2 protein-coding genes and 2 rRNA genes (1 of these 4 running past the window's edge) are annotated in these 2500 nt (G+C 45.4%); 3 read left to right on the top strand and 1 reads right to left on the bottom strand.

Annotated elements, in window-relative coordinates; translation table 11 throughout:
* The 3 genes from H7992_RS24330 to H7992_RS24320 form a co-directional block, all read left to right on the top strand.
* Positions 1–1090: ribosomal RNA gene (locus H7992_RS24330) — 23S ribosomal RNA — on the top strand (it extends 1842 nt beyond the left edge of the window).
* A gap of 81 nt (positions 1091–1171) precedes the next feature.
* A 5S ribosomal RNA gene (gene rrf, locus H7992_RS24325) occupies positions 1172–1287 on the top strand.
* A 293-nt stretch (positions 1288–1580) separates the two neighbouring features.
* The gene (locus H7992_RS24320; RefSeq protein WP_067204059.1) at positions 1581–1811 is read left to right on the top strand and encodes a hypothetical protein; all 231 of its coding nucleotides are present in this window, start codon (positions 1581–1583) and stop codon (positions 1809–1811) included.
* 273 nt (positions 1812–2084) lie between these two features.
* On the opposite strand, the gene H7992_RS24315 is transcribed toward H7992_RS24320, so the two are convergent.
* The gene (locus H7992_RS24315; protein WP_187046278.1) at positions 2085–2471 is read right to left on the bottom strand and encodes a hypothetical protein; all 387 of its coding nucleotides are present in this window, start codon (positions 2469–2471) and stop codon (positions 2085–2087) included.
* Positions 2472–2500: the final 29 nt, after the last annotated feature.

Raw genomic sequence — 2500 nt, 5'->3', positions numbered from 1 at the left:
AGGTGAAGTATAGGGGCTGACGCCTGCCCGGTGCTGGAAGGTTAAGAGGAGAGGTCAGCGCAAGCGAAGCTTCGAATTGAAGCCCCAGTAAACGGCGGCCGTAACTATAACGGTCCTAAGGTAGCGAAATTCCTTGTCGGGTAAGTTCCGACCCGCACGAAAGGCGTAACGATCTGGGCACTGTCTCAACGAGAGACTCGGTGAAATTATAATACCTGTGAAGATGCAGGTTACCCGCGACAGGACGGAAAGACCCCGTGGAGCTTTACTGTAACCTGATATTGAATTCCGGTGCAGCCTGTACAGGATAGGTAGGAGCCTTGGATTCCGGAGCGCTAGCTTCGGATGAGGCGTTGGTGGGATACTACCCTGGCTGTATTGGACTTCTAACCCATGCCCCTTATCGGGGCAGGAGACAGTGTCAGGCGGGCAGTTTGACTGGGGCGGTCGCCTCCTAAAGAGTAACGGAGGCGCCCAAAGGTTCCCTCAGAATGGTTGGACATCATTCGTAGAGTGCAAAGGCATAAGGGAGCTTGACTGCGAGACCTACAAGTCGAGCAGGGTCGAAAGACGGGCTTAGTGATCCGGTGGTTCCGCATGGAAGGGCCATCGCTCAACGGATAAAAGCTACCCCGGGGATAACAGGCTTATCTCCCCCAAGAGTCCACATCGACGGGGAGGTTTGGCACCTCGATGTCGGCTCATCGCATCCTGGGGCTGTAGTCGGTCCCAAGGGTTGGGCTGTTCGCCCATTAAAGCGGTACGCGAGCTGGGTTCAGAACGTCGTGAGACAGTTCGGTCCCTATCCGTCGCGGGCGCAGGAAATTTGAGAGGAGCTGTCCTTAGTACGAGAGGACCGGGATGGACATACCTCTGGTGTACCAGTTGTCTTGCCAAAGGCATCGCTGGGTAGCTATGTATGGACGGGATAAATGCTGAAAGCATCTAAGCATGAAGCCCCCCTCGAGATGAGATTTCCCATTACGCAAGTAAGTAAGATCCCTCAAAGAAGATGAGGTTGATAGGTCTGGGGTGGAAGCACGGCGACGTGTGGAGCTGACGGATACTAATCGATCGAGGACTTAACCAATTTTGAAAAGGGCTTGATTACCCTGATTCTGTGTAGCACAATGTCTGTTTTATTCAGTTTTGAGCGAACAAGCTCAAAGAGTCTGGTGACGATTGCGAAGAGGTCACACCCGTTCCCATCCCGAACACGGAAGTTAAGCTCTTCAGCGCCGATGGTAGTTGGGGGTTTCCCCCTGCGAGAGTAGGACGCCGCCGGTCTCATTGAAAGGTCATTACCTTATAGGTAGTGGCTTTTTTTGTGTTTATTTTTAATTTTCAATAATGATTTGAGGTCGTGTTTGGCGATAAGTAGAAGTATAAAGTCGAAACATTCGCCTATCGTCAAAATGTGAATCTGACCTTATACTATGTTACGTCTGTTAATTAACCACTATCTTACATAAAGCACCTGTAAGAAATGCACAAAAGTCTACATGTAACCTTGTCCAGTTCCGGCTTGCTTTGGACGATATGATCACGCCACCTTTACCGCGAGTTAAAGGTGGCTGGAAATGAATGCTTCACCCCAGCCACATCTTTTTGGGAGGAATTTCAATTCATTTCTCCTTGGTCATCCTGTTACGATTATCTGTCCATCGCATACCTCCAAAGTTCAAATGAAAAATGCAACTATTTTGGAAGAGGAACGAATAACTGTCTTTCTAGAGAGGAAAGTGGTTATGCACTTGTTCCCAAAAGCTTTAGCACTTCGCATACTAGAATGTTTGGAGAGTGACGGATGAACGACCACCCTACATAGCAGAAATCCCTATAATGGGTACAGTAGTCATTCAGTCCAAATCAACCCAACAGCACCTGTAGATGGGGCTTCTAGTGTTTAATCACAAAAGTAAGCAGTCATTACTGGTTAACTGTGGGTAATCAACACATGTGGTACTATGTTATATTTTAAAGTTGATTTAATGAAAAATTAAAATAGACTTGGATCTACAATGGTAGATCCAAGTCTATTTCGCTATAAATTATGAGAGCGGAATGTTTAATAAGTGCATCCCCTAGTTTTCATGCACAATTTCGATTCTGTTAAATCCTCCAAACTGTGGATTTGAATCTAATTGAGTATAGTAGCTTACATCTATTTCGTCACCTACAGTTAAAGTCCCAGGAACGTCTTTCATAGGTAGCCATACCGATGATGTTCGTTGTTCCCATGTCAGAGATTCAGTTGGATTCCAATCTATCTGTGAATTCAGCTCTTCAATATCTTGTGATTTAATCATTGATTTTGAGGTGAACAAAAATCGATCTCCATCAACTTTTACAACATATCCAGTATCAATAATATTATCAGATGAACTATTATTGAATTGCTTGTCTTTTGCACAACCAGTTAGCAATAGCACTACTAACGCAATAATAAATAAAAATCTTTTAATTTCCATTAGTCCTAACCTCCTTGTTATTAATTAGA

Source organism: Sporosarcina sp. resist, from assembly GCF_014302295.1.
GTDB lineage: Bacteria > Bacillota > Bacilli > Bacillales_A > Planococcaceae > Sporosarcina > Sporosarcina psychrophila.
The sequence above is the reverse complement of the archived record's forward strand: the minus strand, read 5'-3'. Positions and strand labels throughout refer to the sequence as shown.

What these genes read in the sequence shown, in the direction of transcription:
- H7992_RS24315 (WP_187046278.1), bottom strand. Translation starts at nt 2,471, where the DNA reads ATGGAAATTAAAAGATTTTTATTTATTATTGCGTTAGTAGTGCTATTG.
- H7992_RS24320 (WP_067204059.1), top strand. Translation starts at nt 1,581, where the DNA reads ATGAATGCTTCACCCCAGCCACATCTTTTTGGGAGGAATTTCAATTCA.